This is a genomic window from Acetanaerobacterium elongatum (assembly GCF_900103835.1).
GTDB classification, from domain to species: Bacteria; Bacillota; Clostridia; order Oscillospirales; family Ruminococcaceae; genus Acetanaerobacterium; species Acetanaerobacterium elongatum.
Map to the genome: position 1 here is coordinate 1 of NZ_FNID01000005.1, position 23740 is coordinate 23740.

The 23740-nt window shown below is 47.1% G+C and carries 22 protein-coding genes; 10 read left to right on the forward strand and 12 right to left on the reverse strand.

What is annotated here, in order from left to right; genetic code table 11:
* Window positions 1–219: 219 nt before the first annotated feature.
* Both BLR50_RS02290 and BLR50_RS02295 read right to left on the reverse strand, forming a co-directional pair.
* Window positions 220–492 carry a hypothetical protein gene (locus BLR50_RS02290; RefSeq protein ID WP_092638106.1) on the reverse strand — a complete coding sequence of 91 codons (273 nt, stop codon included), beginning with the start codon at window positions 490–492 and terminating at the stop codon, window positions 220–222.
* Between the two features lie 303 nt (window positions 493–795).
* A complete protein-coding gene (locus tag BLR50_RS02295; RefSeq protein WP_341465403.1) occupies window positions 796–2355 on the reverse strand; it encodes an Ig-like domain-containing protein in 1560 nt (519 codons plus the stop codon).
* 534 nt (window positions 2356–2889) lie between these two features.
* Here BLR50_RS02295 and BLR50_RS02300 point away from each other — a divergent pair.
* The 3 genes from BLR50_RS02300 to BLR50_RS02310 all read left to right on the forward strand — a co-directional run bounded on the left by BLR50_RS02300 (window position 2890) and on the right by BLR50_RS02310 (window position 5685).
* Window positions 2890–4326 (forward strand): helix-turn-helix transcriptional regulator, encoded by a 1437-nt coding sequence (locus BLR50_RS02300; protein WP_205408654.1) that lies wholly within the window; start codon window positions 2890–2892, stop codon window positions 4324–4326.
* A 254-nt stretch (window positions 4327–4580) separates the two neighbouring features.
* Window positions 4581–5006: a hypothetical protein gene (locus BLR50_RS02305; protein WP_143008021.1), complete on the forward strand. Its 426-nt coding sequence runs from the start codon at window positions 4581–4583 to the stop codon at window positions 5004–5006.
* Between the two features lie 4 nt (window positions 5007–5010).
* A complete protein-coding gene (locus tag BLR50_RS02310) occupies window positions 5011–5685 on the forward strand; it encodes a hypothetical protein (RefSeq protein WP_092638112.1) in 675 nt (224 codons plus the stop codon).
* Between the two features lie 59 nt (window positions 5686–5744).
* Here BLR50_RS02310 and glmS read toward each other — a convergent pair whose 3' ends face one another.
* Entirely contained in the window at window positions 5745–7571 is a 1827-nt protein-coding gene (gene glmS, locus BLR50_RS02315; protein ID WP_092638114.1) for a glutamine--fructose-6-phosphate transaminase (isomerizing), read from the reverse strand.
* Window positions 7572–8087: 516 nt separating this feature from the next.
* Here glmS and BLR50_RS02320 point away from each other — a divergent pair.
* Both BLR50_RS02320 and BLR50_RS02325 read left to right on the forward strand, forming a co-directional pair.
* Window positions 8088–8909, forward strand: coding sequence for a hypothetical protein (locus tag BLR50_RS02320; protein ID WP_092638116.1), 822 nt, complete (start codon window positions 8088–8090; stop codon window positions 8907–8909).
* A 125-nt stretch (window positions 8910–9034) separates the two neighbouring features.
* The gene (locus BLR50_RS02325) at window positions 9035–10816 is read left to right on the forward strand and encodes a protein kinase (protein WP_092638118.1); all 1782 of its coding nucleotides are present in this window, start codon (window positions 9035–9037) and stop codon (window positions 10814–10816) included.
* Window positions 10817–11136: 320 nt separating this feature from the next.
* On the opposite strand, the gene BLR50_RS02330 is transcribed toward BLR50_RS02325, so the two are convergent.
* From BLR50_RS02330 to BLR50_RS02340, 3 genes are read right to left on the reverse strand one after another with little or no spacing between them, the layout of a single operon-like run.
* Window positions 11137–11838: a hypothetical protein gene (locus BLR50_RS02330; RefSeq protein WP_143008022.1), complete on the reverse strand. Its 702-nt coding sequence runs from the start codon at window positions 11836–11838 to the stop codon at window positions 11137–11139.
* Between the two features lie 5 nt (window positions 11839–11843).
* Entirely contained in the window at window positions 11844–12317 is a 474-nt protein-coding gene (locus BLR50_RS02335) for a hypothetical protein (protein WP_092638123.1), read from the reverse strand.
* Window positions 12318–12350: 33 nt separating this feature from the next.
* Window positions 12351–12653, reverse strand: a complete 303-nt coding sequence (locus tag BLR50_RS02340) for a hypothetical protein (protein ID WP_092638126.1) — start codon at window positions 12651–12653, stop codon at window positions 12351–12353.
* A gap of 167 nt (window positions 12654–12820) precedes the next feature.
* On the opposite strand from BLR50_RS02340, the gene BLR50_RS02345 reads away from it, so the two are divergent.
* Together BLR50_RS02345 and BLR50_RS02350 are read left to right on the forward strand one after the other, a co-directional pair.
* Complete coding sequence (locus BLR50_RS02345; RefSeq protein ID WP_092638129.1) at window positions 12821–13297, forward strand: metallophosphoesterase; 477 nt, start codon at window positions 12821–12823, stop codon at window positions 13295–13297.
* A gap of 55 nt (window positions 13298–13352) precedes the next feature.
* Window positions 13353–14177: a biotin--[acetyl-CoA-carboxylase] ligase gene (locus tag BLR50_RS02350; protein ID WP_162840292.1), complete on the forward strand. Its 825-nt coding sequence runs from the start codon at window positions 13353–13355 to the stop codon at window positions 14175–14177.
* Window positions 14178–14286: 109 nt separating this feature from the next.
* On the opposite strand, the gene BLR50_RS02355 is transcribed toward BLR50_RS02350, so the two are convergent.
* A complete protein-coding gene (locus tag BLR50_RS02355; RefSeq protein WP_092638135.1) occupies window positions 14287–14478 on the reverse strand; it encodes a ferredoxin in 192 nt (63 codons plus the stop codon).
* Between the two features lie 147 nt (window positions 14479–14625).
* Between BLR50_RS02355 and BLR50_RS02360 the strand changes: the two genes are divergently transcribed.
* Entirely contained in the window at window positions 14626–15909 is a 1284-nt protein-coding gene (locus BLR50_RS02360; RefSeq protein ID WP_092638137.1) for an HD-GYP domain-containing protein, read from the forward strand.
* A 173-nt stretch (window positions 15910–16082) separates the two neighbouring features.
* The gene (locus tag BLR50_RS02365; RefSeq protein ID WP_092638139.1) at window positions 16083–16529 is read left to right on the forward strand and encodes an RrF2 family transcriptional regulator; all 447 of its coding nucleotides are present in this window, start codon (window positions 16083–16085) and stop codon (window positions 16527–16529) included.
* A gap of 81 nt (window positions 16530–16610) precedes the next feature.
* On the opposite strand, the gene BLR50_RS02370 is transcribed toward BLR50_RS02365, so the two are convergent.
* From BLR50_RS02370 to BLR50_RS02385, 4 genes are all read right to left on the reverse strand, one after another.
* Window positions 16611–18335 (reverse strand): glycoside hydrolase family 13 protein, encoded by a 1725-nt coding sequence (locus BLR50_RS02370; protein WP_092638141.1) that lies wholly within the window; start codon window positions 18333–18335, stop codon window positions 16611–16613.
* Window positions 18336–18368: 33 nt separating this feature from the next.
* Window positions 18369–19214 carry a sugar ABC transporter permease gene (locus BLR50_RS02375; protein WP_092638143.1) on the reverse strand — a complete coding sequence of 282 codons (846 nt, stop codon included), beginning with the start codon at window positions 19212–19214 and terminating at the stop codon, window positions 18369–18371.
* Window positions 19211–20095 (reverse strand): carbohydrate ABC transporter permease, encoded by an 885-nt coding sequence (locus tag BLR50_RS02380; RefSeq protein WP_092638145.1) that lies wholly within the window; start codon window positions 20093–20095, stop codon window positions 19211–19213. Before BLR50_RS02380 ends, BLR50_RS02375 begins: the two co-directional genes overlap by 4 nt.
* Before the next feature lie 95 nt (window positions 20096–20190).
* Entirely contained in the window at window positions 20191–21465 is a 1275-nt protein-coding gene (locus BLR50_RS02385) for an extracellular solute-binding protein (RefSeq protein WP_092638147.1), read from the reverse strand.
* Between the two features lie 248 nt (window positions 21466–21713).
* Here BLR50_RS02385 and BLR50_RS02390 point away from each other — a divergent pair, with 248 nt between their 5' ends.
* Window positions 21714–22730, forward strand: a complete 1017-nt coding sequence (locus BLR50_RS02390; protein WP_092638149.1) for a LacI family DNA-binding transcriptional regulator — start codon at window positions 21714–21716, stop codon at window positions 22728–22730.
* A gap of 66 nt (window positions 22731–22796) precedes the next feature.
* Here the strand turns inward: BLR50_RS02390 and BLR50_RS02395 are convergent, their stop codons facing one another.
* Window positions 22797–23714, reverse strand: coding sequence for an aldo/keto reductase (locus BLR50_RS02395; RefSeq protein WP_092638151.1), 918 nt, complete (start codon window positions 23712–23714; stop codon window positions 22797–22799).
* Window positions 23715–23740: the final 26 nt, after the last annotated feature.

Below are 23740 nucleotides of genomic sequence, written 5' to 3' on the forward strand. Positions count from 1 at the left end.
ATGATTACCAGTTCCATTTTTTCTTGTCGGTTTGTCCCTGTATTAAGCATTGATTTTTCCTCATTTCATGCGGTTTTCTTCCCTTCTATTATACCATATTTTTCATATATTTTCTCCCTTTTTTGCATAAAAATAGACCGCTGACTTGGACTTTGTCAGCGGTCTGTGTTTTGTTACCAACAAAACTGTTTTTCTTTGGAAGGATTTTTTTATTCATTCCTAGGATTTTATACAACACGGGAAGTTTCGTTTCCTCTGTAAAATATGGTATTTCCTTATCAACCAGAGCAGTTGCCAAGCCGCCGTATTATGCTTATCCTGATATTCTCCATCTACCGTTACCGTGTATTGCTCCCCGTCTGCATTAAGTAAAGAGATTTCGAATTTTTCGGGCTTTTCAACAAACTCATAGTACTCATATCCAAAATGATTTCCTGCAATATACTGTGCAGCGGCAACGTTATCTCCATCATGGCTGATATTTTTATTCATACATGTAATTATTTCATCAGAGCTGTTGCCATTAATACTTAATAATATATCACCAGCCTGAATTCCGAATTTTTGATTTGAGTTTCCGGCAACAATTTTGCCGTCTTGGATTTTAACACTGACCGGGAAAAACAGAGCTCTATTTTTTCTATACTCTATCAGCGCCTTTGAGACGGACAGATTTGTCTTACCGCCGGTGTTGGCACTTTAAGCTGCAAAATGCAGAAGGGCGGCATCTGCGCAAGATGCCGCCCTTCTGCTATTGGGTTTAAACCCTATGGGAAGAAAATGTAGATTTTAAGCTTACGTTTTGTTTCCAACTGTAAACTCTACAGTCTTGCTCGCTCTAGAGCCATCAGTAGCTGTTGCAGTTACGCTAAACTTCGACCCAGCTTTTGGGGAGTTTTGTAATTTTACTAAACCAGTCTTATCAACTTTCGCATACTGGGAGCCCTTGCTGATTGACCAAGTAACACCAACATTAGAATAGTCATGTCCACTCGGGCCGGTTGCTTTTGCAGTCAGTTGAACGCCTTTGGTGTCACCGCTTGGAACAACTATGGGGTCGGTAACATCAGTACCATTATTTTGAATCGTAACACCGGTAGCAAGCAACCTTACCTCAAGCTCTATTGTACCTTTTACTCCGCTGCCGTCTTTAGCTGTAGCAGTAACAGTGAACTTGCCGTTCTTTACGGTTTTATCCGCTGTAATCTTGCCGTTCTCGTCAATCGATACACCCAGATCCTTAGCGTTGTCAGAAATTTCCCATACAACGCCGGGGGTTGCAGGCTTGATTTTAGGATTGTCTGAATCTGTTGTAGCGCTTAACTGAAGGGTTTTACCGTTGTTGATGTAACCCGGATAACCCTTGGGTGTATTAATGGTAACCTTTTTAACAAATTCACCAAAGTTCACAACAATGGTTGCAGATTTGCCGCTGCCATCCATTGCGGTGGCGGTAATGGTTACACTCTTAACATTGCCAATTTTACCAACAGTAAGGATTACAGGTTCGTTTGCACTGGTTGTGGCCTTGTTAAGGAATGCAACAGCCGGGTTGGAAGACTTCCAAGCAATAGCGCCGTAGAATTCTGCCGCACCTTCTGCATCTGCTGAAAGTGTATAGAAGTGGTTTGCCTCAGCGGTAAAGGTGGAAGGAACGTTAACCTTTGTAGCTGCCGGAGCAATGAAAACGTAAATTTCATTGCTGGTTACAGGCTTGTCATTATCGGTGGAAGCAGCGGTTACCTTTACAAAGCCGTCTTTAATAGCAGCGTCTGTCCTTACCGTCAGTAAGCCGTTCTTATCAATCTTTACACCTTCGACTGTCTTACCACTTTCGTCAGTCACAGAATAGGTAATAGCCTTATTGGATGCATTCTTCGGTTCAACGGCGGAGGTAAACTGCATGGTCTTACCCTTGAGCAGGATCTTTGCGCCGATATAAGGCGCCTCAGCACCTACTACTGTCGGGTTAGTGCTCTTTGCATTGCTGATAGTAATTTTATTAACCTGTTCGCCAAGCTTAACAACCAGTGTGCCAACCTTGCCGCTACCATCGGTTGCATAGCCGGTAATGGTTACGGAGGTGGCCTTGCCGATATCCTTGGCAATTGTTAAGGTGTTTTTACTATTAATCTCTGTTACATTAGCTGCAAAAGAGGTTATTGCGGGGTTGGAGGATACCCACTTAATCTTGCAGGAAGTCGGATTCGCGTTTGCAGCATAAGCAATTATGTCTGCTTTGCCATCCGCTTTAAGGGTGAGGTTTGCGGGGGTGAAGGTAACGGCTGTAGCTGCGGGTGCAACGTAAAGTGTTATAGTTTCGGATACGCCCGAGCCATCGGCGGTCGTAGCGATATTGGCGACTGTTTTTTATAAATATTGTGCTCAAATTTTAAAATTTGCAAAAATCATGGCCATTAGTTACTACATAAGGGGATTAAGTAAACACCGCCAATTTCAGCAGCTTCCGCTACAAATAAACAATTGAAACAGCTGATTCTGCTCGCATTTCATCTTAAGGCGGCGAAACCTTTTTCACGGATAAATAGGCTTCATCAGCCGACAATACAAGAAAGACTTATCACTATTAAACGCTAAAGGTGAACGGCTATGGCCGGCTTGGAAGAATACAACCAAAAAAGGAATTTTGAAAAACCGCCGAACCAGAGGGCTGCGGTGCACAGGCTTATATAAAGGCACCCGAAGAGCCGACTGCAGCTTATATAATACTTGCGATACCCGCCTTGCTATGAGGCGGGTTTTATTCTATCCGAGGAACAATTCTACTTTTTGTATGAACCAGTAGTAAAACTTACCTGTGAATGCTATAATAGCATAAACACGGCATTATTTATAATGAAAAGTGTATACAGACGCGAGGTGTCGCAAATGGTCAAGCCAGCCAAGAATGGTCTGCTTGCGAATTTTTTTAACAGCGATAATGTTGCCAATATTAAAGGGATAAGGTGGCAGAATCTGCCCTACTTTTTGATATGGCTTATCTACTATGCTTGGATTGTTGCGTTTTCTACATGGTGGACAGCTTCCCCGCTTTCAGAGAATCTGTTCGGCACAGGGGTAAGGGAGCTGCTGCATTCGCTGAACCTTCTTTCATCAGCTGTTTTTGTACTGTTCATTAAAAAGGAATGGTATATTCAAACGGCTCGCATTGGTGCTGCGCTGATTGTTGCGGGAATGATTGTTTACCGCGTAACACAAAACGCTTATCTTCAGCTGGCATCCTCCGCACTGCTGGGTATATTCTTTGGTATTGTAAATATCAGTATTCTGATGCCGTTTGTTTTCGTCTTAAATAATACCGAGAAGTTTTTTGCGGTGGCAGGAAGCTTTGCGCTTGTAAACCTGCTCTCGCTGCTTCAGGAAAACGGCGTACTGCAAGGCAGCGGGGGGATTATCGTTTCGTTTGTAACCCTTCTTCTTGCATTGAGCATGACGCTGTTCTTTAAAAGCGGCTGTATTCCCGCTGATTTGGAACAAACAGCCGACACCCCGAAAATTAAACCGCGCGCTTATTGGACCTTGTTTTTCAACTGCCTGTTTGTTATTTTGTGCAAAGGTGCGGGCAAAGGCATTTTGAATCGAACAGCGGAGAGCTCTTGCTACCCGCTTCTGCTGTGGTATTGTATCGGCGGTTTAGCGGGCTGCCTGCTTTTTATTGCGATTTTTATCTTGGTTAAAAAGATAATGGCCATTCTTTGGAATATTGCCTTTGCGTGCCTTGCAGTAGGGCTTTTCTGCAATGCGTTTGCGCTGGAAACGCCGGAGCTCGTTACTGTTTTCGCCTTTCTGCTTGGCGTAGGCAACACGATAGGCATGATAAATGTGTATTACCTGCTGGGCGTTATCGGAAAGAAATACAACAGCATACTATATGTGCGGCATTCGATTATTCTTATCGGTATCTGCGGGGGTATTTCGGGTATTGTGGTGGGCCGCGTTCTGAATAATTCCACCTCCACCTCCCCTATGTCGATTGCCACCTCCTTTGTTTCGGTTGGAATCATCACACTGTTTCTGATTTTATCCCCCGTTCTTTCGCAGACCAAGGAAGGGGATGAATGGACAAAAGACATTAACCGGATGGAGGTTAATAACGACAGCGCACAGGCCTTTAAGAAATACCAGCTCAGCAAGCGCGAAACAGAGGTTTGCCGTTTGCTTTTACAGGGCTACACCCTGCGCCAGATTTCGGTGATGCTTTCAATCGCCTACCCCACCGCCAATACATACTGCACTTCAGTTTACCGCAAGCTGAATATCAACAGCCGCACCGAGCTGCTTTTGATGTTTAAGGATGAACACTGATTAAATTGATAATATACATATTACTAGTTGATACAACCATATACGGGCTCTATGCCTGCTATTTAAAAAAATAAGATTATTGAATATTGGTTTCAAAGTCGTAAAACCATCAAAAGGAACTTATAGTAAGTCAAAAGTTTTTGAGAATTAATTCGTACTTAGCAATTGTTTTGCAAAAATATTTCTTGCAACATATTGCTTTTGCAACAATGTATGGTATTATTTTGCATAATAATAATTAGGGTGGTTATTTTATGAATTATGAAAGGGTAATATTGAAATTAATAGAGGATGTCGAAGCTTTAAAAGAGCAGGTAGCCGACTTAAATCGTAAACTTATCACCAATGAATCAAATGCTCAAATGAATGAACATTCTGATTTAACCTTCTATGAATACCTCACATCTATAAAAGGAATGAAATATTCCACTGCTCAGTCACGAGTCTCAAATTGTAAGCGTGTTGAAAAATATGAAGGAGATTTAGAAGAGCATTATTATAAGGATAAGTGCAAACTACTTTTGAGTAAATTGGAATACTCTATGGAGGATCAAGTTAACAATAGGCATGCAGCGCACAAGATTCCAATAGATGGTAACACATTCAATGGCACAGCAACACTTAAGCAGGCAGTTAATTTATATATTAACTACCTCAATTACTTGAATAATGTGAGGTAACAATATGACAGAAAACGAAATCTTAAGAGAATTGCATAGTTGCGGAATGTGGTTTTTTGTTGAATACTTCAATCTTTTACAGCGATTTTCATCTGACAATAATCCTGACTTAATAAGAGAAGAAATTATCAATGATTTAAACTATCATAAAAGACCAGACGGAGGCACATATAAGAAATCGGGAACAGATATCAGATTAGCCAGTGCATTTATAATTTTTAAAAACCATGCTGAATATGATTCTTTAAAAATAATTACAAATGCGCACCGTGTTGATGAGCAGACAAAAGAAAAAGCAAGAACCCTATTAGCAAATTATCAAATAAAAGATACCAACGAGAACAATGGCAGTAGTATACATAAGGTAATAGAAATAAATCCAATCACTAGCGATGATATAATAGTCAACCCTATAAATGATGATACTCTCAATTTGGATTCATATCATACAATAGACAATCAGCCTATTATCTATGTTGATACTCTCAATTCGGATTCATATCATACAATAGACAACCAGCCTATTATCTATGTTGATCCGTCAGCTTGCTCAATTAAAGAGGTTAAAGATATAAAACATGATAATAAAATAAACAAACACTTACCTTTAGGTAAATTAATTATAATTACATTATTGATAATTCTAGCTATATATATTGTTTCAACTATTATAAAATGATATAAAATGCCCGGTCATATTAAGTACTGAAATATGACCGGGCTCTACTATTATAAATATTATTCTACCGTAACAGACTTCGCGAGGTTCCGGGGCTTATCAATATCCAAGCCCTTTCCCTTTGCCGTATAGTAGGCCAGCAGCTGCAGTATCGCCGCCGTTAAGAACGGTTGGGTAAACTCGTCGCACTCCGGCAGGTGGATGCTGGTATCGGCAGTTTGATCGTCGAGCATAACTCCTTTGCTCAATACCGCAACCACATATGCACCGCGTGCCTTTACCTCTTTGATATTGCTTATGGTCTTTTCAAACAGCTTCGGCTCCACGGCTAAGGCAATTACCGGCACACCGTCGGTAATCAGCGAAAGGGTGCCGTGTTTCAGTTCACCTGCGGCATAGGCCTCGCAATGGATGTAGGAAATCTCTTTGAGTTTAAGGGCGCCCTCCATCGACAGGTAGTAATCACGCCCACGGCCGATAAAGAAGATATCGGGTGCTTGCACAATATGCTGTGCCGCAGCCTGCACCAGAGAGGTATCGGATAGCATTTGCTCAAGTGTTTCACCTACTGCACCGAGCAAGGAAACTAAGCGCTTACCCTCAGCTTCATCAATCATGCCCTTTAACAGGCCGAGGCGGACGGCAAGCAGGTGCAGCACCGAAAGCTGAACCATGTAGGCTTTGGTGCTGGCCACGGCAATTTCCACACCCGCATGGGTATAAACCACGCAGTCGGCCTCACGCGCGATGGAAGAACCCACTACGTTTACTATTGCGAGCGTTTTTGCGCCCTTGTTCTTGGCCAGGCGCAGGGCCGCCAGTGTATCGGCGGTTTCGCCAGACTGCGAGATGATAATTACAAGGTCACCCTCGTTCACCAGCGGGTCGCGGTAGCGGAACTCGGAGGCAATATCTACATTTACCGGAACGCGCGCAAGCCGCTCCATAACCGACTTGCCCACCAGCCCCGCATGCATCGCGGTGCCGCAGGCGGTGATATGAATTGCCTTCGCGTTCTTTAACAGCTCATCCGGCACATTATCAGAGGAAAAGTTTGGCAGGCCGTTTTTAACACGAGGTGTGATGGTATTTTGAAGCGCCTTGGGCTGCTCGTAAATCTCCTTGAGCATGAAGTGCTCATAACCGCCCTTCTGCGCCTGTTCCAACGTAAAAGCCGCCGTTAAAAGGGGCTTTTGCAGCAGACTGCCATCGGGGGCAATAAAGGTAACGCCGCCCTTGGCGAGCACCGCAATCTCGCCCTCCTCCAGCACATAGTAGCGCTTGGTGTAGGCCAGAACGGCGGGGATATCGGAGGCGATAAAGAATTCGCCTGCGTCCTCACTCTGTGCCACAATCAGCGGATTATCCTTGCGCACGGCGTAGATGACGTCTTTTTTGTCGTAAAACACCATACCCAGCGCGTATGCCCCTTTTACCCGCGCCAACGCTCCGCGAATGGCGGCAACCGGGTCGCCATCGTAAAGGCTGTCGATCAGGCGGGCCAGCGACTCGGTATCGGTTTGCGAAACAAAGGATATGCCCTTATCCATAAGCTCTTTGCGTATTTCAAGGTAGTTTTCAATAATGCCGTTATGCACCACCGATACCTTCTCGGTAGCATGGGGGTGCGCGTTGATGTCTGAAGGCATGCCATGTGTTGCCCAGCGTGTATGGCCGATGCCGCAGGTTGCGGGCAGTGGACCGATTTCTTCAAGCTTTTGCTCAAGTCTGTCAATCTTACCCAGTGATTTAACCGTTTTTACCGTATTGTTATTAAACACCGAGATACCGGCGGAATCATACCCGCGGTATTCCAGCATTCTAAGCCCTTCAATAAGCACCTCTGTGGCATTTCGGGCGCCAACATAGCCGACGATTCCACACATGATGTTATTCTCCTATTCAATTAAAATGTCTGCCTATGCCGCAGCTTTGTTTTTCGGTTTCCCGACAGTTTGTCTGCTAGCTTCGTTTCAGGCAGAAAACGGAGAGGCATCCGCCGAAGATTCGATACTCCTCTCTCCTCGTTAACCATACGGCAAATCCGCATGGTGCTTGGCGCTTTAAGGTACCCTGTATATATTGACTGCTTCCCACCTCCTGTTTTTCGGCCCTGTATGCTTAAAATGTCTACCCTCCTTACTTCTCATATGTTCAGGGCTATTTAATTATTATAGTGTATCAAGAAAATAAAATAAATAAGAATTTGTTAAAGTTAAGGGCTTGAGAAATTTTTTACAGTAGCCGCTTACAAATATGGCCTAACCGCTCCATCTTTTCCTATATTATTTTGTTGATATAGCTTGTTTGCTGTGTTATAATTTTAGGTAATAATCGTGTCGAAAAGGCTTAGACCCCATAGGTACGACAGATTATGCTTTTCGGAAGGGCGATTAAGTAATATGAACCTACTGCAGAGCGTCAGCTTTCTGGTTTGCTTATGCCTGCTGATTTGCATGATAGCCTCTGCAATCTACCTTTTGCGCTACATGGCTGTAAAATCACGCAAACAGGGCAAGTTCTCACTTTCCACCCCGCCTGCCGCAACAGCGCTGGGTGTTTTTGTGTTGTCGCTTGCCGGCGCGGTACTGGTGCTGATCTTTGGCATGGCGCCGGAAGCGGCAGGCCCCGACGGAACACCGGTAAATACTGCTTCTGCCGATAACGCCACGCTGTTTTTAAAAGAATCCAGAACCGTTTTGGGGCAGATAGTGCTTGGTGAGCAGGATACCGAGGCGGCTAAGCAGCAGCTTGATAAGTTAAAGCGCAGTTACCCCTCTGAAAATACAGGGGCTTATTACATATCTGCAGTTTCACAGCTAAACGCCGCTAAGAAGGCTCAGGGTTATCTTTCCGCAATTAAGGCGGGGGATAACAAGACCATAGACCGATTGGTGCGGTTTTATTACGAAGATTACCGAAAAAACAGCCTTCAATACAGTGATGTGCCAGAATATAAGATTTTCGCCTTAATCTGCGAAGACAAGCTGCTAGTTGGCAATGCCGATGCAGCTGCGGCTATACAGGCTGGCGCTGTTACCTATATGAACTATTGTATGCAGTGCCCCGCAACAAAGACACGACTTGAGATCCTGTTTTATCTGAGCGGCCTGCTCAAGGATGTAGGACTTGATAACGAACAGGCCGATTATTTTTCTGAAAAGGCAAATACAGTACTCTGCTCCCCCACCGATATTGTGCTTGTATCTTCTAAGGCAGAGTAGTGTGTTATAAAACCTTGCCACAAGCGCTAACCCGATTTTGGTTTTACTTGTAAGACGCAGTGTTGCTGCGCGGTGTTCATACATCGGTATCATCTGCAACAATCTGAGAAAAGGAGAGAAAAGCTTTGGAAAACAACCAATTCAGGGGCTTTGATATAATTTCTGAACTTGGCAGCGGCGCCTTTTCTAAAACCATGCTGGCTGATCAGGATGGAAAGCGTGCTGTTATTAAGATTATTGAGCTGCCGAACGAGGCGACCATTAGCGAATATGCACCCGTTTTTACCAAAAGCCCTCAGTTTACCGAAGCCATGCGCAATACCGGAACAGAACTGCATAAGCTGCTTAAAACCCTTACCGCAATGCCGCAGACTACCGGTATTTTAAAATACTACGATTATACCCTAAGCCTTGACAGTGCAAGGGGTATCTATACCCTTGGCATCCTGATGCAGTACGACACTCCGTTATATACCGTTCTCGCGGGCGGAGACGTGCCTGTGGGGGCTATCCTGCGTATGGGTTCACAGCTCTGCGAGGGGCTTGAAACCATGCTTAAAAAATTTGTAGTACACGGAAACATTAAGGAATCCAACATCTTTTATAACCAGAAAACAGGGTTTGCGCTGGGTGATTTTTATATCAACGACATCCTAAGCACCTCACTGCTGCCCGATAAGCAATTTAAAAGCTATGGCTACCGCTTTTTAGCACCGGAGGCCTATACCGGCGGTGATTACTCGTTTAAAACCGACATCTTCAGCCTTGGCATGATGCTGTATAAGATCTTCAACCATAACCATCTACCCTACGACGATGCGCCAAACACCCCGCTCAAGAAGATTAAAGCTACCTGGGATTCGGCTAAATCGCTGCCGCTTCCCGCTTTGAATATCCCCGAGATTACCCGTGTGCTTGCGAAGGCCACCGCGTATAACATTGAAGAACGCTATGTAAGCTTTATGCAGTTTAAAAATGCGCTTGACCGTCTGCTTGCCACACTTCCCAAAGAGGTGCTGTACACCAAGATACCGGCACCCGCTATGGCTGCGGCAAGTACGGCTCCCTCCGCTTCTAAACTTTCCCCCGCTGAGGCTGCGTTCCATCCGGCAGCTCCGGCTGTGATTGCCGCACCCGCTAAGGCTAGGCCTATGGCTTCAGACGTTATATCTGCCAATACAGAGCCCGCCGCAGTGGCAAATCCCGTGCAATCAGCGGTGGTTGCCGCTCCTGTACAAGCGGCTGATGAGCCTGTGATGCGCGCACGGAGCCATGTTCGCAGAATTCCTGCCGCTGAACAGCCGATACCGAAAAAAGAGCCTGAGGTTCGGCCAACCGTTGAAGCAGAGCTTCCCGAGAGCCAACCGATCATAAAGAAGATTCATACGCCTTCTGCAGTAGAAAAGACCGAAACGATTATTGATTTTACTGCCCCTGCTGAAAAGGCGGCCCCCACCGAGCCGATGCTTTTTGATAAAGCTAAAGACGATGCCAAATCATCTGTTTTTGAAGAGGACAAACCCAATGAGCTTCCTATTACGCCAAAACGCGGCGACAGGGTGCATAAACGTAACCCACTGCTGATTCCAACCGCCGAGGATACAGCTGACGAACCCGCTGTTCAACAAAACGTACGCCCTCTTCGGCATTACGAGCAGCCTGCCGGCATTACTGAAGCCGACAGCAAAACCCCACCCCCCATTACCATGGAGCCTGCCCCCAAGAAGAAGCGCCGTACGCGCATTCCCAACGAGGATTTCAACTATTTTGATTTCAACAGCGAAGAGTTTATTGATACCAGCCCCAAACGCCGTAACAAGCGGTTTATTATCTTCGCCGCGGTGGTATTAGGGGTAGCTATACTGGCTATCACAGCCGGATTCGTTTTTAAGTTCTTAATTAGGTAAATGTTGAAACCTACCCTAATGATATGCTCCCTTTATGAGAAACAGTGAAACAACATACACTGTTCATCATGAAGGGAGCATATTACATTTTAAGGGTTGCTTATGCTTTTGGTAAAAAACGATTTTGTCTGCGGAAGATTGCGAAACTTAATATAAGGGTGTATTCCTTATTTTGTGTAAGCTTAGAATTGGCATAAAACAGAATGGTCTGCCGCCCCATCAAGTAAAGTTAATGAAAGTTGAGAACCCGAAAAAGCCGGTGGCCTTTTGCGCTTAAGCTACAAAAGCAAAAACCACCACCATGGCAGGCAGTGGTTTTGCTAACCCATCATAATGTACACCAGCGCCAGCATCAGCATACGGTCGCCATCATCGGTAATCAGTACAAGCAGTAGCCCGCCAATCAGCAGAACATCGCGGTCGATATCAATGTCGCCCAGTATCGGGATATTGATCTTGCCAAAGGATGGCGCTGCTGGCTTCTGTTCGCTTTGGGAGGCTTCGGTATATTCTTCATGAGTTGAAGATGCACCTATCGTCTCGGCATTGGCAGCTTCATTGAGGGGGCCTTGCCTGGCCTGTGCCGCAGGATTTGCTTGGCGGGTGTTGGTATTTCGGCGGCCGGATGGCGGCCGTTGAGGGGTGGTATTTCCGACGTTCTGCGGCTTATTCTGCATACGGTTAGGGTTCTGTCTGGGTGTTGCTGCCGGTCTGCCCCTACCCCTGCCTGCTTTGGGCTGATTATTGGGGGAGCTTACATGCTTACCGTCGATTATTGGGCTTCCGCAGTTCGGGCAGCGCTGCGGCTCCTGTGCGGGTGTATTGGGTGGAGGGGATGCGGGCGGCTGTGCCTGCTGCACATTCTGCCATCCATCCGTTGAGGGGCTGACATTAGCGGTTGAGGGCGCGGCACGGCGCTGCATCTCTTTGGCCTGGTTGATGGCGTCTTGCTTCATGCGCATAAAATCGTACTCGTTGTACCCCGCCTTGCTCCACACAATCCATCCCCCCTTAAAGCCCAATCCGCTTACTTCTTACCGAAAAGGTCGCCTAAAATGCCGCTCTCCTGTACCAGCGGCAGAATGGCGATAAGCTTCATCATCTGGATTGCCTCATCCACACGGCCCTGACGTCTGTCTGAAAGCATGGGTTTTAGCGCCAGCAGCAACCGGGTGTTATCATCGTTGCCGCTGCCGGAATAGGCGCTCATCAGCCGCATTACCTTGGAGATGTCAATGTTATTGAACAAATCGCCTAAGCCACCCAGCGGGTCGGTGCCACCATAGCTCTGCTGGCTGCGGCTGTAATCGTTTCGCGGGGGGGTGTTTGAACCCCCGCCTCCGTCCCTGCTCTGTGAAAACAGGGAACCAAGCGCGGAAAGATCCGGGCCGTCGTCGGAATCACCGCCCAGCCCAAACATCTCGGCCATCTGCTTAATGCGGTTGAGCCCTTCCTCGCTGTTGAGAAGGTCGTTAATCTTCTGGGCGAGATCGTCATCCACGGCGCCACCTCCCTTCGCGCTCTTTTGCTACCCTCAGCGCTTCCCCTGAGCGTTTTGATTGTTTGGGCCTGCGGTCTGCTTGGTGTTTTGAATAATCTGGTTTAGGTTGTTGCGCGCTTCCGGGCTTGTGAGGATATTATCCACAAGCTTTGGGTTGCTAACCAGATTCTCAAGCTTCTTTGCATCGTTTTCACTTAGGTTCTTCACCACATTGTCAAACGAGCCGTCTTCCAGCTTGCTGCGCAGCATGTTTGGGGACATCCCCATCTTCTTTGATACGATATTGATCAGCAGGTTGAGCTTATCTTCGGAAATTTCGCCCTTATTCTGAGCCAAATTGCGTCACCTCACACTTGAACTCTAACTAATCTTTATGATACAGTAAAGGGAAATAGAATGAATTCAAACACCTTTTTGCCGGGGAAGGTTTTGTACTTTTCGGTTGAAAACCGAAATTTTGGCTTTGCCGAAACCGTACAATTCCCAGAAAGGAAGATTAACAAATGAGAATCGTAGTGATTTCAGATACACATCGAAGCTACCGCGTGCTGCGCGAGATTGTAGAGAAGCACGAGCGGGATGCCGACCTGTTTCTGTTTGCCGGAGACGGAGAGCGTGAGCTTGAGGATATACGGGACGAATTTATTCGCAAGACCTTTCTTGCCGTTTGCGGAAACTGCGACTTTGCTTCACTGGAGCCGACCAGACGTATTGTGATGGCAGGCAATGTGAAGATTTTTTTAACACACGGGCATATGTACGGTGTAAAGGGGAGTACCGCGGGGATACTTTCTGCGGCAAGGGAAAGCGGTGCTGAGGTAGCGGTATACGGCCACACCCATGTTGCCTACGCGGGGTACGAGGATGGCATCTACCTGTTAAACCCCGGCAGTGCCGCCCAGCCTCGGGCGGGAAGGCCAAGCTACGGGATTATCGACATCACGGCAGGCGGTATTGTACCGCTGATTGTGGAACTGTAAAGCCGTGGTGGGATAATTTCCGGTTATGCCGCATTGCTCCTTGGATTTGAAAGGAATGGTCACAGGGATGAACGAGCTTAAGCTTTTAAAGGAAACGACATTGCAGAGCCTGCAAGCAAAAAGCCTTGGAAGAACCTTTTTGTGGTTTGAGTCGCTTTCTTCCACCAACGATTACCTCAAAGAGCACGGCCACAGCCTGCCGCATGGCACAGCAGTTTCAGCTTTGCGCCAGCTTGCGGGCAGAGGGCGTACCGGACGAAGATGGGAAGATACCGCTCAATACGGAGAGACAAAATCACTTGCGCTTTCAGTTTTATTGAAACCGCCCACGGTTTATCATACTCCGGTGCTGCCGCATGTGTGCGGTTTAGCCGTGAAAAAAGCGTTGGAGCAGCTTTCTGGGGTTTCCTCGGGAATTAAATGGCCAAATGATATTGTAATAACCCGCAGCAAGGTGTGCGGGATTTTGTGTGAGAGTGTGATCGCGGGCGATGAACTCTATGTCGTATGCGGTATGGGGGTAAACCTGCTGGAGACCAAAGAGGAGTTTACCCGCCTAGGCCTTGAACACGCCACCTCGGTTTATCAGGAGAGCGGCAAACGTCTTGATCTGCCGGAAACTGCCGCGGCAATACTGAACGCGCTGGAGGGCTATTATGAGCGCCTGCTGCAGGGCGGTTTTGACGCGCTGCTTGACGAATACCGCGCTGCCTGCGTTACGGTGGGAGCCGACGTTCGGGTGCTGCAAAACGGCACCGAACAAACCGGTGCCGCGGTAGATATTGCCGCAGACGGAACTCTGCTTGTAAACATCGACGGAAAGTTATGTGCCATCCGTTCCGGCGAGGCCTCGGTACGCGGGCTTTATGGGTATGTTTAAACCTTAATACGTTTGCCCACTAAGGTTCTGTCATCTTATATAAACGAACACCCCCGTAGCCTTCGGTTTATCCGTTTGGCTGCGGGGGCTGCTGTTTATACAGTATTTTTTATTCCTCTACGGTAATAACCGAAACGGGGCAGCCTTCCTGCGCCTCTACGGCGCGCTCCTCGGCCTCCTTCGGCACATCCTCCTGATACACCTCGGCAATGCCGTCCTCCGCCATGCGAAACACCTCCGGGCAGGTTTCGGGGCACAGCCCGCAGGAGATACAGCCGCTTCTGTCTAACGTTGCTTTCATGTGCATTCCTCTTTTCTGTAATATTATGCTTTTATACTATTTTAACCGCAATAGAATAGGTTATACTTTACCCGCTACTATTGTTAGGTTGTTTCCGCTGTGATAAAATAATCATGTATAATACTTATATAAACGGAGAACAGCAGCATGGAAAACATCAACATAAACCTGTTTGACATATTAACCTGTCTTTCGGGTGCCATAGACCTAGCGCGGCCCGAGCTTTCAAATCACCATCATCAGGTGGCCTACCTTGCCTGCAGGCTGGCGGAAAAGCTGAACCTGCCCGCCGAACAGCAGCGTGACATCCTTATTGCAGGGCTTGTTCACGATATAGGCGCTTTTACGGTGGATGAGCGCCTATCGCTGATTGAAGACGAACGTGTAACCGCACACAGCCACGCATTTCGTGGTGCAAAGCTGCTGAGAGAATGTCCTCCTTTTGCCAAAGTGGCAGACACCGTATGCTACCATCATCTGCCGTGGGATAACGGAGCGGGGGCAGATTTTATGGGCAGCCCGGTTCCTTTTGCAAGCCATATCCTGCACCTGGCCGACCGAACCAGCGTGTTAATCAGCCGGGGTAAAACGGTGCTCTCACAGGTTCCCGGCATAATGGAACGGATAAAGCAGCAGTCCGGAGATATTTTCTGTCCGACGGTGGTTGACGCGCTGACAGGGCTTTCCGACAAAGAGTCGATCTGGCTGGAGCTTACCGACAAGGCCCCGCTCGATTGTATACCCGACATCTCGTACTGGGGCATGGTGAGGCTTTCACTTAAGGACATTGTGAGTATTGCCGAGCTGTTCTCGCAGATAATCGACTTTCGAAGCCGCTTTACCGCCACCCATTCCGCAGGGGTGGCTAAAACTGCCCAAAAGCTTGCGGAGCTGATTGGCTTTTCGCCGAATGAGTGCCTGCTGATGCTTACCGCGGGGTATCTGCACGACCTTGGCAAGCTCGCTATCGATAACGAGGTATTGGAGAAGCCCTCCGCCCTGGACACCCGTGAGTATGATATTATGCGCAGCCACACCTATTATACCTACCGTCTTCTTGGGCAGATTAAGGGGTTTGAGACCATCAACCAATGGGCATCGTTCCACCACGAAAAGCTGGACGGCTCCGGATATCCCTTTAATCTGAGCAACGAGAGCCTGCCGCTCGGTGCCCGAATTATGGCGGTAGCGGATATCTTTTCGGCAGTAACCGAGCACCGGCCATACCGCGCGGCGATGAGCATGGCGCAGGTAGCACATGTGCTGCAGAGGATGGCGGATGATCAGGCTATCTGCCCGAAGGTAACACGCGTAGTACTTGAAAATCTCGGCCTGCTGACCGACACCTGTCAGGAAGCCGAAAGGGATGCCTTGGAGCGATATCAGCGTTTTTTGAATGAAAAGCCCGACTCCCGCTCCGATAACAGTTAACATCCTTCAGCCCTGCTTTCAGAGGTTTCTTTGACAGCAGGGTATGTTATTCTAATGAACTGGGTATTATTCGAATTATTGGCTAGAGAATAACGTTGACGGCTATGGAAAGCAGCGTTATAATTATAGTATACATGTATGTTTTATCGGATTACAGAAGGTAGGCAGCCAATATGAGAGTATCCTCCAGAGGGCGGTATGGTCTTGCCGCGATGATGATAATAGCAGAATACGCCGACAGCAATGAGGCAGTGACTGTTATCAGCATTTCTGAAAAGCTGGGCATCTCAAAGATTTATCTTGAGCAGGTTTTCGCACTGCTAAAAAGGGCAGGTCTTGTAACCGCCATCAAGGGCTCGCAGGGTGGGTACCGGCTGGCTCAGCCCCCCGCCGCTATAACGGCACTGGACATCCTGCAGGCGGTGGAGCACTCTTTATTTGAATCAGCCGAAGAATCGGTGCTTAAAAATGCACCGAATATCGAAGAGGCTCTGCAATCTGATGTTTTTATGGCACTTGATACTGCGGTGGCAGACACGCTGAAAAAGGTTACATTAGTCGACCTTAGCGCACACGCGCAGCGACTGCGAAGCGACGGCGGAGTGATGTTCTATATCTAGCCTTAAATATATACCGCCTCCGGCTTAGCTGTTATTGCTAAACCGGAGGCGATTTGTTGACAGTATTAATATCGGTAAAAGCTATCGTTTAAAGATGGTATACCCATATGGCGAAAGAGAATTACACTCAAGCCCTTCCCTAGCAAGCAGTTCCTGCCCCTGTGAGATAAAGTTGCCGATTTCAACATGCTCAGATGAAGCATTTAGTAATATTACTATCGTTTCATCCGCGTTTGCTCGTTCATAGGCATACAAGCCAGAGCCTTTTTCTGCTGAAATAGTTTTAAATCCACCTTCTATCAGTGCCTGATGCTGCTTGCGGATGGCAATCAGCCTTTGATAGAACTGAAACAGGCCGCTTTCATCCGTACCCCAGTACATCGGGCGGCGATATTCATGCTCCAGCCTACCCGCAAGGCCTTTCTCATCACCGTAAAATACCGAAGGTATGCCGACAAAGGTCATCTGAAATATTACCGCCAGCTTAAAGCGTGCTTTGTCTTCGCCGCAGAGGGTAAAAAAGCGTGAAACATCATGGCTGTCCAGCAAATTGAGCTGCCCGTAAAGGATATTTTGGGTATAACGCATACGCATTGCGGTTACACGCGCGTCAAACCCATCGGCGTCAATCTGCTCAAGGGCAAAGAAATCCCGGCAGTTTTTCCGCAGATCGTAGTTCATAGAAGAATCGAACATATCTCCCCGCAGCCACGGTTGGGCAGATTCCCAAACTTCACCAATCAGTACGCAATCGGGTTTTACCGCTTTTACCGCTCTGCGGAAGGCGCGCCAGAAATCGAAGTTCACCTCATTGGCTACATCCAGACGCCAGCCATCGATATCAAACTCCTTTACCCAGTATCTGCCCACATCGCAGAAGTACTGCTCCACCTCTGGGTTGGCGGTATTAAGCTTCGGCATCTTTCGCTCATACGCAAAGCAATCGTAGTTTGGAATCTCCTCGCCGTTATCCGGCCTTACCACTGGGTATGTGAGACGGTAAAACCAGTCCTTGTAACGCGAATTCTCGCCGTTTTGCACAACATCCTCAAAGGCAAAGAAGTGCCAGCCGCAGTGGTTGAATACACCATCAATGATTACGCGGATACCGCTTTTGTGGCAGCTATCCACTAGCACCTTAAAATCTTCGTTTGTGCCGAAGCACGGGTCAATATGGTAGTAGTCCAGCAGGTCGTACTTGTGATACTCCTCAGCCGCAAAGATGGGGTTTACGTAGATACAGTTGATACCGAGATTGAGCAGGTATGTGATGTTATCGGCAATACCCCTCAGGGTTCCGCCATTTTGCCCCGTTGTTACAGTTGCGTTAAAATACGCCGCTTTTGCCTTTTCTGCGATGTACTCCTTTGACGTTGCAAAGCTGTCGGGGAAGATATTGTATACTACCGCCTCCTTCAGCCATGCCGGAACTTCGGCAATATCGTTTCGATGATTAAAAGGAAACTGATAATACTCCGAACGCTCATCCGCATGCTTTTGCGTAAACTGGTCGGCATAGTACAGAATGGTTTCTTGGCCGTCTGAAAGCTCAAAGTAATAGCAAACGCGTGTGTAGGGGGCTTCGAGCACCACTTCAAAATAATCATACAACGTGTCGCTAGCCGCAAGGCGCATAGGCTGAGATGTAAAAAGCACGGGATTAACCCGGCAGGCCCTATCGGCATAATATAGTGTACAAGCGGTTAAGTCCCCTTTAGCGGAACGTATGCGGAATACCAAATGACGTTCGTCAATGCCATGTGCATACTGTGACATGGGTATATGAAGGATTGCTTCGCGCAACATAGATGATACCTCTTTAATATGTATTTATATAAGTCAGCCCTTTACGCCGCCAGCGGTAAGCCCAGAAACCATATGCTTCTGAATGGCAAAAAATACCACCAGAATTGGCAACGAAGCCAACAGCGAGGCTGCTGAGAATACGGGCCAGTTTCGGGTATATTCGGTGGCCTGCAACGAATAAAGCCCCGCAGCAAGCGTGTATTTTTCTGCACCTGTCATAAAAGTTACGGCGAATATATACTCGTTCCACACAAAGATGAGAACCATTACCGCAGTGACGATAATAGAAGGCTTGGCAAGTGGCAGTACTATTTTGGTGACGATCTGAAAGTCATTGGCGCCGTCAATCTTCCCTGCCTCCTCAATCTCCTCCGGAATGGTGTCAAAATAGCCTTTCATGTTCCACAGGCCGAAGATACCCATGGTGCCAACGTAGATGAGAATCAGTCCCTGATAAGAGTTTACGAGCCCCATTGGTTTAAGCAAGTTATATACCGCAAACATTGAAAGAATACCCGGAAAGGCATTAAGCAGCAAAAGAATATAGAGAATTGCCTTACGCCCTACAAACCGGCGGCGTGAAAAGGCATAGGCGGCTGGAACCGAAACGGCTATGGCCGCAACTACCGTAGCCAACGAAAGTAGACCGGTATTAAAAAGCCAAACAAGAAACGGCTTATCAAACAGAATCATTCTATAGTTTTCAAGTGTAAGCTCTTTGGGGAAAAACGAAAAACTAGAGCTTATCACTTCGTTGTGCGCGTTCAATGAAACCGAAATGGCATACAGAATTGGCAGCAAAGCAAGCAGGCAGATAATAATCAGTATTAGATTAAGAGCGGCCAGCTTTGCACCGCGACTTATTTTTATACCGGTCATCGGCCTTCCTCCTTTAAATCCTTGCGTGTGAAGATGGAAAGAACGATAATCATCGCAAAGATTACAATAGAAACCGCCGAGCTATAACCAAAGTTGTTAGTAATAAATGCTTTTTCATAGACATAGGTGATTATAGTATGAATATCTGCACCTGTTTTCGCGCCCTGCTGCTGGGTGAGCAGGTAGATGATATCAAACTGCTTGAATGTCGTAAAGGTTGACATAATAATTGCTGGTGCTACAATCGGACGTAAAAGTGGCACCGTTATTTTACCGGTTCGAGTGAAGAAGCCTGCACCTTCAAGCGTTGCACTTTCGTAATACGCCTTATCAATGCTTTGCAACGCGCCATCAATCATCATAATCATAAACGGAAGGGCAAGCCACAGGTTTACCACTGTACAGCAGGTAAAGGCCATTACATTACCGCTAAGCCAGTTGATATTCTCAAAGCCCATTGTCCTTAACCATTGATTGAGCATACCAAACTCGGTGTTGAACATACCCATGCGCCACAACAGAATGGATACATAACCTGGCATAGCCCAAGGGAACATTAGCAAGGTTTTGTAAAGGTTCTTTAGCCTTAACCCCTCGGCGTTTAGTGCCAGTGCAATAAAAAAAGCAAGTACCACTTGAAGCATCATGTTGATTACTGTCCACAACAGGGTTCGCAAAACTGCGGGTATAAATCCGGAATCCATTACAAACAGGGCTTTTACATAGTTGTCCAGACCAATGAATGAATAGTTAAACCAGTGATAGATGTTCATATTGGTTAGTGAGATATACCCCGTATATAGAATAGGAAACAGCACAATTAGGCCGATTACAAGCAGAGCGGGAAAAGAGTACAGATATGGCAGCAGCTTTTTCTTCATGCAACCGCTCCTCCCTTTTACAATTTACTAAGCATCATTACTTTTATAAGCAGGCAATACACATCCGTGCACCGCCTGCTTATTTGCGGAAAGGATTATTTCATTGCTTCAATCTGGCTAAGTGCTTCTTTCTGGGCCTTTTCGCATTCAGTCTTCGGGTCTGCGTTGTTCTTGTTTACGGCCGAAAGCATATTCTCGGTAATGCTCCACATCACGTCCATGGCGGGTACATTGGGCATGGGCACTACGTTATCGGCGGTTTTCTTCATGGCGACGATCATCTCATTAGCACTGATAGACGCATCGTCATAGCACTTGGTATTAGCTGGTGCACAGTTTGCTGCTTTCGCAAGAGCGATGCCGATATCTGGCTTTAATAGCTGCTTTAAGATGGCAGTAATCGCATCCTTTTTGGTTTGAGCCGCCGATTTCAGTACACTTACGCCCTGTACACCAGAGAAAGGGGTAATCGGCTTATTGGTTGAATTGATGGTAGGCATTGGGGCGATACCAAGATCGATACCGGCCTTCTTTACATCGGGAACCAGCCACGGGCCGCTGATGATGGAGTGTGCTTTGCCTTCTTTAAACAGGGTAGTAACCGTATTGTATTCACCATCTGCAGGCATGTATTTTACAAATTGCTGATGGTAGGTAACAGCATCGATCATTTCTTGCTTGTTGAGCCCCGGTTCTGCCTTATCATTAATTATAAAGCCACCGAAACCCTGCATCCAGCCTGCAGTGTAATAAGCAGTGCTGTGCTGCTCTACATAACCGTAACTGCCGTTCTTGGTATTCGCCTTCATATAAGCAAGCAGATCGTCGGTGGTTTTTGGAACTTCCTTCATCAGTGCCTTATTGTACATAAACAGCAGGGTTTCAAAGTAGAGGGGCAGTTGATAGATATTTTCTTTGTATGTACCGGCAGGAATAGTCATAGGGATCATCGAAGAGAGGTCTTCCTTAGTAATAAAGTCGGTAATAGGAGCAAGGATACCCATCTCTGCAAACAGGCCGATTTTATCGTGTGCGAAGAAGTACATATCTGGTGCACTGGCAGGGTCGTTACCCACAAGCTTGAGCGCCTCGCTCATCTTTTCTTTACGCTCCACCTTTACCACAATATCGGGCGCGAGCTTATTGAGTTCGTCCTGAATTGTCTGAGCGATGGTGGCATCGCATTCATGCCAGATGGTAACAGTAACGGGTTCTTTTGCTTTTTCGTAAGATGCGGCTGCGGAGGATGCCACCTCGCTGGACGCGGCATTATCCGCTGATGAGGTAGCTGGTGCAGCAGACTGTGCGCACCCCCCAAACAGGGTTAACAGCATAAGTGCAGAAAGTATCACAGCAACAACTCGTTTCATAATAGCCTCCAATAATTTCGTTGTTTAGGAAACCGTTTTACTTTGCGTTTAATAATTAAAACGGCTTATTTCCCTATTTCGTTTATCATTATATACAATCTTACGCATTGATACAACGATTTTTTATAAATAGTATTGATTATTTTAGGAAAACGGTGTACTATTTTAATATATCGTTTTCCTTACTATATACTGATATTCCATTTCATTTTTACAAAAACCACATAGAAAGGGGCATAATCCTGAATATGTCTGTCACTATTAAGGATATCGCCAGAGAAGCGGGAGTTTCCGTTTCTACCGTTTCAAAGGTAATAAACGGCTCTTCATCAATCTCTGAGGCAACCATACAGCGCGTACAGTATATTATGAAGCTGCATAACTACTACCCCAATCAACGCGCACGCAGCTTCGCGCAGCAGGCCACCCACAATGTAGTGTTCATCTCACGGTTAGAGCGGGACATTGCCTTTACCAACCCGCACATGTTCGAGATACTCTGCGGCGTACAGAAGGCTCTGGGCAAAAAAGATTATGCCTTAACCCTATGCGGTGTGGGAGCAGAGGATGACGAGATTGCCGTAATGGAACGCATTATCGCCCAGAAGAGTGCCGACGGTATTATGATACACGGCTCAGCCATCAGTACGCGCCTGGCAGAACTCATGAACCAGACGGGTTTTCCACACATCGTTATTGGTAAGCCAGATTTCGATAGCCAGCTGTGCTGGATAGACATCAACAACTACCTGTCAGGCGAGATTGCAACCAAACATCTTTATGACTGCGGCCGCCGCTCTCTGGCCTTTATAGCCGGTCATTTGGCAGACCAGATTTCAGCCCACCGGCTGCAGGGGTTCAGAACCACTCTGGTACAGAAAGGGCTGCCGGTAAACCCCGATTTCATCCGTTATACAGATTCTACCAAGGATGGTAGTTTCGACGTGATGAAAGAGCTGCTTTCAGCCGGAAGCCTTCCCGACGGGGTGGTGTGCGAAAACAACAGCATTGCGCTTGGTGTTGTTAAAGCCATCAAGGCCGCCAGGCTGTCTATTCCCGATGATATTGCGGTAATCGGATTTGACGACTACCCCTTTTCTCGTATCGTAGAGCCAATGCTTTCGGTAGTTAACATCGACGTATACGATATGGGCCTGCAGGCGGGTTCGCTGCTGGTGCGCAAGATCAAGAACCCCATGCTGCAGATACAATCCTACACCACCTTGCCGCAGTTAATGGTAAGAGCCTCTACCGCAAAAGAATGACTGATAACAAAAACGCCTTGATTCCCGCTGCATTGCGACAAACAAGGTGTTTATCTTTCTAATTTTTCATGGCAGTTTCTTCCCTGCAGCCAGATAGAGTGCGTACCACTCTTCGCGGGTAAGTGTAATATCCGAGGCTTTGCAAATTTCCCGAAGCCGCTCGCGGTTGGTAGTACCCACAATAGGCTGAATTTTTGCCGGATGCCGCAGTATCCACGCAATGGCGATGGCGTTGTTCGTCACGTTATATTTTTCCGCCAGCTCGTCAAGCACCCGGTTGAGCTCGGGGTACTTCTCGCTGCCCAGGAATATGCCTTCAAAGAAGCCGTACTGGAAGGGCGACCATGCCTGAATAGTAATATCGTGCAAACGGCAGTAATCCAGTACCGCACCGTCGCGGTTTATACCAGCCTCGTTGTGCATGTTCACGTTCAGCCCCGCGTCTATCATCCCGCAGCTGGCAATACTCAGCTGCAGCTGGTTAATCAACAAGCGGCTCTCGCAGTATTGGTTCAGCAACTCAATCTGGTAAGGGTTGTGGTTGCTAACGCCGAAATACCGTACCTTGCCGCTCTCTTTTAAAACGCGAAAGGCCTCGGCAACCTCCTCAGGCTCCATCAGTGCGTCTGGGCGATGTAACAGCAGGATATCGACATAATCGGTGTTTAGTCGTCTGAGGCTACCCTCTACTGATTTCAGAATGTGTTCCTTTGAAAAATCATAACAGCAACCCGGACGGATGGCACACTTGGTTTGTAATATCATCTGCTCCCGGATGCCACTGTTCATCCCCACTACCTTGGCAAATATCGCCTCTGCCTCGCCGCGGCCGTAAACATCGGCATGGTCAAAGAAGTTTACCCCAAGCTCCATAGAGGTGCGTATCAGGCGCTCTGCCTCGGCAGGTTCCATCTTCGGAAGCCGCATACAGCCAAGACCTATCTCCGGTGCCGAAATAGTGCTGCCTAGCATCAAATTCTTCATTTTATTACTCCTTTTGTGTTGCATGC